Annotated in this window: 7 protein-coding genes; 3 read left to right on the forward strand and 4 right to left on the reverse strand. The window is 62.3% G+C overall.

Translation table 11 applies throughout. The annotated features are described in order from the left end of the window. Window positions 1–189: 189 nt before the first annotated feature. The 4 genes from coaE to EOB59_RS32980 form a co-directional block, all read right to left on the reverse strand. Window positions 190–789: a dephospho-CoA kinase gene (gene coaE, locus EOB59_RS32960; RefSeq protein ID WP_127398791.1), complete on the reverse strand. Its 600-nt coding sequence runs from the start codon at window positions 787–789 to the stop codon at window positions 190–192. Continuing rightward, the gene (locus tag EOB59_RS32965; RefSeq protein ID WP_128290174.1) at window positions 786–1,628 is read right to left on the reverse strand and encodes a shikimate dehydrogenase; all 843 of its coding nucleotides are present in this window, start codon (window positions 1,626–1,628) and stop codon (window positions 786–788) included. The genes coaE and EOB59_RS32965 overlap by 4 nt, the downstream gene beginning before the upstream one ends. Then, window positions 1,621–2,220, reverse strand: coding sequence for a Maf-like protein (locus tag EOB59_RS32970; RefSeq protein ID WP_128290175.1), 600 nt, complete (start codon window positions 2,218–2,220; stop codon window positions 1,621–1,623). The genes EOB59_RS32965 and EOB59_RS32970 overlap by 8 nt, the downstream gene beginning before the upstream one ends. 289 nt (window positions 2,221–2,509) lie before the next feature. After that, window positions 2,510–3,331, reverse strand: a complete 822-nt coding sequence (locus tag EOB59_RS32980; protein WP_127320737.1) for a pyruvate, water dikinase regulatory protein — start codon at window positions 3,329–3,331, stop codon at window positions 2,510–2,512. A 405-nt stretch (window positions 3,332–3,736) separates the two neighbouring features. On the opposite strand from EOB59_RS32980, the gene hemE reads away from it, so the two are divergent. The 3 genes from hemE to rho all read left to right on the forward strand — a co-directional run bounded on the left by hemE (window position 3,737) and on the right by rho (window position 6,800). Further along, a complete protein-coding gene (gene hemE, locus EOB59_RS32985; protein ID WP_128290176.1) occupies window positions 3,737–4,768 on the forward strand; it encodes a uroporphyrinogen decarboxylase in 1,032 nt (343 codons plus the stop codon). Beyond that, window positions 4,768–5,304, forward strand: coding sequence for a protoporphyrinogen oxidase HemJ (gene hemJ / locus EOB59_RS32990; RefSeq protein WP_127808583.1), 537 nt, complete (start codon window positions 4,768–4,770; stop codon window positions 5,302–5,304). Before hemE ends, hemJ begins: the two co-directional genes overlap by 1 nt. A 230-nt stretch (window positions 5,305–5,534) precedes the next feature. Then, a complete protein-coding gene (gene rho / locus EOB59_RS32995; protein ID WP_127268017.1) occupies window positions 5,535–6,800 on the forward strand; it encodes a transcription termination factor Rho in 1,266 nt (421 codons plus the stop codon). Window positions 6,801–6,887: the final 87 nt, after the last annotated feature.

The raw sequence follows: 6,887 nt of genomic DNA on the forward strand, positions 1-6,887 counted from the left end.
AAACTGTTACCTATCTATCCGGTTCAAACTGTTACCCATCTATCGGCTGGACACTGGCCGCAACCTCGGCTCCCTTTCCGAAACCTTGGAGATTGGCGAAATCCTTTGCAACAGCGTCCTTCTCCCCGTCACTATACGGGGAGAAGATGCCGGCAGGCAGATGAGGGGCGGCGCCGACATCAGCCAGTGTCAGCGGCCTGGTTTGCCGACTCCTATCAGCTGCCTGATGATCGCATTGACCGCCGCGCGCGCGGCGTCCAGCCCCTGGCCGGTGTCGACGATGAAATCGGCCTGACGCCGCTTTTCCGCATCCGGCACCTGCTTGGCCAGGATCGACGCCAGCTTTTCCTCCGTCATGCCAGGCCGCGCCAGCACGCGGGCGCGCTGGGTCTCGGCCGGCGCAGTGACGACAACGACCTTGTCGACGCGGTTGCGACCGCCGGTTTCGAACAGCAGGGGAATGTCGAGGACGGCGATCGGCGCGCCTGATCTACGATGCCTGGCCAGAAAGGCATCGGCGTCGGCGCGCACCAGCGGATGGATGATCGCCTCGAGGCGCTTCAGCGCGGCGGCGTCACCGAGCACACGCGCGCCAAGCTTTGCCCGGTCGACCACCCCGGCAGATGTGGTGCCGGGAAAGGCGGCCTCGACCAACGGGGCTGCCTTGCCGGCATAGAGGCGATGCACCGTCTCGTCGGAATCATGGACCGGCACGCCGGCGTCAGCGAACATCCTGGCCGTTGTCGACTTGCCCATGCCGATGGAGCCGGTGAGGCCGAGCACGATCATGGCTTCGGCACCAGATCGGCGACGATTAGCGCCCGGAGTTCGGCCGTCACCCGCGGCCTGACGCCGAACCAGCGCTCGAAGCCGGGCACGGCCTGATGCAGCAGCATGCCAAGGCCGTCGACCGCCTTCAGATTTCGCCCACGGGCGGCCGCGAGCAGCGGCGTCTCCAGCGGCACATAGACGATGTCAGTGACGATGGCATGGTCGGGCAGCCGGGCGGGATCGGCCGACAGGCCTTCATTGCCATGCATGCCGAGCGCGGTGGTGTTGACCAGCAGGCCGGCATCGCCGAGCAGTTCATCGGTCGCCGCCATGCCATGCGCCGACACGCCGGCGCCGAAACGATCGCGCAATTCCTGCGCCCGGGCCACAGTGCGGTTGACGATGCGGATGTCGGCAACGCCGCGCTGCTTCAGCGCATGGATGACGGCGCGCGACGCGCCGCCGGCGCCGAGCACCACCGCCGGACCCTTGCTTGCCCAGCCCGGTGCATGATCGTCGAGGTTGGCGGCAAAGCCGTGACCGTCGGTGTTGCCGGCCCACAGGACGCCGCCCTCGAACCACAGCGTGTTGACGGCGCCGATTTCCTGCGCCGCCTCGTCGCGGCGTTCGGCCAATGCGAAGGCCGCTTCCTTGTGCGGGATGGTGATGTTGCCGCCGCGGTAATTGTTTGCCTGCAACGTGTTCACGAACTCGGCAAAATCCTGCGGCGCGACATCGATGGCCTGGTAGCTTCCGTCGATGCCATGTTTGGCCAGCCAGTGGCCATGGATCTTCGGCGAGCGCGAATGCTTGACCGGATGGCCGGTGACGAAAGCCTTCTTTGACGCCTCAGCCATCGATCGCTCCCAGCGTGCGCAGTTCGGCAAGCAGCGGCAACAGCGGCAAGCCGACAATCGTGAAATGGTCGCCTTCGATTTTCTCGAACAATTGAATGCCTTCGCCTTCGATCTGATAGGCGCCGACGCTGGACAGCGCCTTGGCGCCGACGCGGGCGAGATGGCGGCCGATGAAGGCCGGGTCGAGCTTGCGCATGGTCATCGAGGCGATGCCGACATGGCGCCACAAAACCTCGCCGTCGCGGACCAGCACCGCGGCGCTGTTGAGCTGATGGGTCCTGCCCGACAGCGCCAGCAGATGACGGCGTGCGCCTTCCCTATCGGCCGGCTTGTGGAACACCTCGTCGCCGAGCGACAGCGTCTGGTCGCAGCCCAGCACCAGGGCACCCGGCCTGCGCTCGCTGACTTCGGTTGCCTTGGCCTCGGCCAGCACCAGGGCGACGTCCTCGGGTGAGACACCGCTGTCCTGCAAAGGCGCCTCGAGCGCACGCTCGTCGACATCGGCCGGCACCGCCTCGACGTCGACGCCGGCATTGACCAGCATCGCCTTTCGGAACGGACTGCCGGAAGCGAGGATGAGTTTTTCGGTCATTTTGCACTCGGGCGCAGACACAGGCGCGGTTGGAGTATGATCAGCTCTAGTCCTGTAAGGTTGGCGCTGCCCCTCATTGTCCTGCCGGACATTTCTCCCCGTATAGAGACGGGGAGAAAGGGGCAGCTTCAGCGCTGGCGCTGTTTCCAGCCACAGTCGCGATTGGCGAAACCATCAATGACAGCGCCCCTCTCCCCGTCACTATACGGGGAGAGGATGCCGGCAGGCAGGTGAGGGGCGGCGCCGAATTTCCGCCAGGGAAGACTCGGAAAACGCACTCCTCGCTCATCTATCTATTCTTCCCCCGCAGGGCAACGATGGCCGCCGCCGTTTCCTCGATCGAGCGGCGGCTGACGTCGATCATCGGCCAGCCATGGCGCGTGCAGATCTTGCGGGCATAGGCGAGCTCCTCGCCGATTGCGGCGCGGTCGACATAATCCGATGCCTCATACGAGCCGCTGTTGCCGAGGATGCGATTTTGCCGGACATGCGAGATGCGCTCGGCGGTGGCGATCAGCCCGACGATCAGCGGCTTGCTGGCGGCAACCAGGCTTTCCGGCACCGGCACGCCGAGCACGATCGGGATGTTGGCGGTCTTGATGCCGCGATTGGCGAGATAGATGCTGGTCGGCGTCTTCGACGTGCGAGAAATGCCGATCAGCACCACATCGGCATCGTCCATGTTGAGCGGCAACTGGCCGTCATCATGGTCCATGGTGAAATTGAGCGCGTCGATGCGGCGGAAATACTCGGCGTCGAGGACATGCTGGGCGCCGACGCGGCGGCCGGCCGGGGTGCCGAGATAGGACTGGAACACGGTCAGCACCGGCTCCAGCACCGATACACAGGGCAGGCCCATGGCCGCGCAGCGCTCGTCGATGCCGCGCGCCAGCTTCTGGTCGACGACCGTATAGAGGATGATGCCCGGTTCCTCCTCGATGTCCTCGAACACCTTCGCCACCTGCTTTTCGGTGCGGATAAGCGGATAGATATGCTCGATGGCGCGCGCATCCTTGTACTGCGCCGAAGCCGCCCGGCCGGCGGCGAGCAGCGTTTCGCCGGTCGCGTCGGAAATCAGGTGCAGGTGGAAGAAGCTCTGGGGTTTGTTCACAGGGGGTCACCTGGGGCTGTGGGCTTCTGTGGATAAAGCGGGATGAAAAGACTGGCCTGTCGGAGGCGACTGTATCAGATGGCAGTTTGTCCACAATTCGATGCGCTGTCAGCTTCGTCGGGCGATTGGGGACAAGTTTGGGGACGGCTTTTTTCGACTACGGTCCGTCCACAGGACCCGCCTTTCACCGCAATGCCTAACGCTTTGACTTGATTGATCGATTCCGAGCCATCCCCAGAACCCTACATCTGGGAAAAAGAAGCACGCGACAATATGTTGGCTGGTGTTTTCCGGGGCAAAGCGGGACAGGTGACAACCACCAGAACCAACAGACTCTTAGAATCAGAAGAATCTTAGATATAAGAATCTTTGATTATAGAAGAGGCTGGGAGAAGCGAGCGCCCGATGCCCCAGAACCGGATCATGCTGGATGTCCTGAAGGGCAAGGCTCATTTTCCGCCTCCGCTCTGGATGATGCGTCAGGCCGGACGCTATCTGCCGGAGTATCGGGAGACACGCAGGCGAGCAGGCTCGTTCCTGGACCTCTGCTACGATCCCGACCTTGCGGTCGAAGTGACCTTGCAGCCGATCGAGCGTTTTGGTTTCGATGCCTCGATCCTGTTTTCCGATATCCTTGTCGTTCCGCATGCGCTTGGCCGTGACGTTCGCTTTGAAGAGGGCAGAGGGCCGCTGCTGACGCCGATCACCGCGCCGGAGATTTTGGCTCTGGAAGGCAAGGTGTTTCACGTGAATCTCGAACCGGTCTATGAGACGGTTCGCCGGTTGCGGGCCAAACTGCCCGAAGAGACAACCCTGATCGGCTTCTGCGGCGCGCCGTGGACGGTGGCGACCTACATGATCGCCGGTCATGGCACGCCCGACCAGGCGCCGGCGCGGCTTTTTGCCTATCGCGAACCGGTGGCCTTTCAACGATTGCTGAAGGTGCTTGCCGAACATTCGGCCGCCTATCTCATCCGCCAGATCGAGGCGGGTGCGGATGTGGTGCAGATATTCGATTCCTGGTCCGGCGTGCTGGACGATGAGAGTTTCGACCTGTTCTGCGTTCAGCCGATGGCCGAGATCGTTGGCCGGGTGCGGGCGGTTCATCCCGATGTTCCGATCATCGGTTTTCCCAAGGGTGCCGGTTCGCGCTACCGGACATATCGACAGAAGACCGGCGTGACGGCGCTGGGGATCGACTGGACGGTACCCCTGATCGCAGCGAAGGAATTGCAGCGCTCGGGTGCGGTTCAGGGCAATCTCGATCCCTTGCGGCTCGTGGCTGGCGGCAAGGCGCTGTCGGATGGCGTCGAGGCGATCCTGAGGGCGCTGGGAGACGGGCCGCTGATCTTCAATCTCGGTCACGGCATCACGCCGGAGACGCCGATCGCCCATGTCGAGGCGATGGTGAGTCGGGTGCGGAGCGCGACACGCTGATGGCTGAGATGAAAAACGCGAACAGCACCGGTCAGGCGATGATGCGGATGATATCAGGTATCGCGGTGCTGGTCGTTCTCACCGCGCTTTTGTATTTCGCGGCACCCGACAGCTTCTATCTCTGGGCAAAGGCGATCCATATCCTCGCCGTCATCTCATGGATGGCGGGCATGCTCTATCTGCCGCGGCTGCTGGTCTATCATGCCGATGCCGAGAAGGGCTCGGTGCAATCGGAGACCTTCAAGGTGATGGAGCGGCGCCTGCTGCGCGGCATCATCAACCCGGCGATGATCGTCACCTGGGTGTTCGGCCTGTGGCTCGCCTGGAAGGGTTTTGGTTTCCAGGGCGGCTGGCTGCATGCCAAGATCGGTGCGGTGCTTTTGCTGTCCGCCGTTCACGGATATCTGGCCGGCGCGGTGCGCAAATTCGCCGAGGACCGCAATGAAAAACCGGCCAGGCACTGGCGGATGGTCAACGAGATCCCCACATTGCTGATGATCGCAATCGTCATCCTGGTGGTGGTCAAGCCGTTCTGATGCATGCTGCTCAAAAACGGCCAGGAGACAACGACGGGCAGTGATGCGTTTCAAGCCTTCATAGGTCACGCAAAACGCAGCTTGCTCTTTCACCCGACCGACGATAAAAGACGGGTCTTCCTTCCCGTCATGCGCCGCCCCTCATTGTTTTCGGCCGCGCCCGGCATTTGTCGCATCCCGCCGATATTTTCCCAAAGCCTACCCAGACTCCATCTATTCAAGGTCCGTCTATGCAAGAAATGAAACTCGCCGAGTTCAAGAACAAGAAACCGCCAGAGCTGATCGCTTATGCCGAATCGCTCGAGGTCGAAAACGCCAGCGTCATGCGCAAGCAGGAGCTGATGTTTGCGATCCTGAAGAAGCTGGCCGCCCAGGAGATCGAGATCATCGGTGATGGCGTGGTCGAGGTGCTGCAGGACGGTTTCGGCTTCCTGCGCTCCGCCAATGCCAATTATCTGCCAGGTCCCGACGACATCTATATTTCGCCGTCGCAGATCCGGCGCTTTTCGCTGAAGACCGGCGATACGGTCGAAGGGCCGATCCGCAGCCCGAAAGAGGGCGAGCGCTATTTCGCGCTGCTGAAGGTCAACACCATCAATTTCGACGATCCCGAAAAGATCCGCCACAAGATCCACTTCGACAATCTGACGCCGCTCTATCCGACCAAGCGGCTGAAGATGGAGATCGAGAATGCGACCACCAAGGACATCTCGCCGCGTGTGATCGACCTGGTCGCGCCGATCGGCAAGGGACAGCGCGCTCTGATCAACGCGCAGCCGCGTACCGGCAAGACGGTTCTGATGCAGAACATCGCCCACTCGATCACCGCCAACCATCCGGAATGCTATCTAATCGTGCTGCTGATCGACGAGCGGCCGGAAGAAGTGACCGACATGCAGCGCTCGGTGAAGGGCGAGGTGATCTCCTCGACCTTCGACGAGCCGGCGGTGCGCCACGTGCAGGTCGCCGAAATGGTCATCGAGAAGGCCAAGCGCCTGGTCGAGCATGGCCGCGACGTCGTCATCCTGCTCGATTCGATCACCCGCCTCGGCCGCGCCTACAACACCGTCGTGCCGTCATCCGGCAAGGTGCTGACCGGCGGTGTCGACGCCAACGCGCTGCAGCGGCCGAAGCGCTTCTTCGGCGCCGCCCGCAACATCGAGGAAGGCGGTTCGCTGACCATCATCGCCACCGCGCTGATCGATACCGGCAGCCGCATGGACGAAGTCATCTTCGAAGAGTTCAAGGGCACCGGCAACTGCGAAATCCAGCTCGACCGCAAGGTGGCCGACAAGCGCATCTATCCGGCCATGGACATCTTGAAGTCCGGCACCCGCAAGGAAGACCTGCTGGTTTCCAAGCAGGATCTGCAGAAGATCTTCGTGCTGCGCCGCATCCTGGCGCCGATGGGAACCACCGACGCAATCGAGTTCCTGATCGACAAGCTCAAGCAGACCAAGACCAATGCGGATTTCTTCGATTCGATGAACACGTAAGAGGACTGGCGAGGGCCAACGGGCAACTGCTTGCGCTGCCCCTCATCCGCCTGCCGGCACCTTCTCCCCGTATAGTGACGGGGAGAA

It is taken from the genome of Mesorhizobium sp. M7A.F.Ca.MR.176.00.0.0 (genome assembly GCF_004023165.1).
Lineage (GTDB): Bacteria > Pseudomonadota > Alphaproteobacteria > Rhizobiales > Rhizobiaceae > Mesorhizobium.

Coding starts and splice junctions, on each gene's coding strand:
- coaE (WP_127398791.1), bottom strand. CDS start 789: ATGATCGTGCTCGGCCTCACCGGCTCCATCGGCATGGGCAAGTCGACA.
- EOB59_RS32965 (WP_128290174.1), bottom strand. CDS start 1,628: ATGGCTGAGGCGTCAAAGAAGGCTTTCGTCACCGGCCATCCGGTCAAG.
- EOB59_RS32970 (WP_128290175.1), bottom strand. CDS start 2,220: ATGACCGAAAAACTCATCCTCGCTTCCGGCAGTCCGTTCCGAAAGGCG.
- hemE (WP_128290176.1), top strand. CDS start 3,737: ATGCCCCAGAACCGGATCATGCTGGATGTCCTGAAGGGCAAGGCTCAT.
- hemJ (WP_127808583.1), top strand. CDS start 4,768: ATGGCTGAGATGAAAAACGCGAACAGCACCGGTCAGGCGATGATGCGG.
- rho (WP_127268017.1), top strand. CDS start 5,535: ATGCAAGAAATGAAACTCGCCGAGTTCAAGAACAAGAAACCGCCAGAG.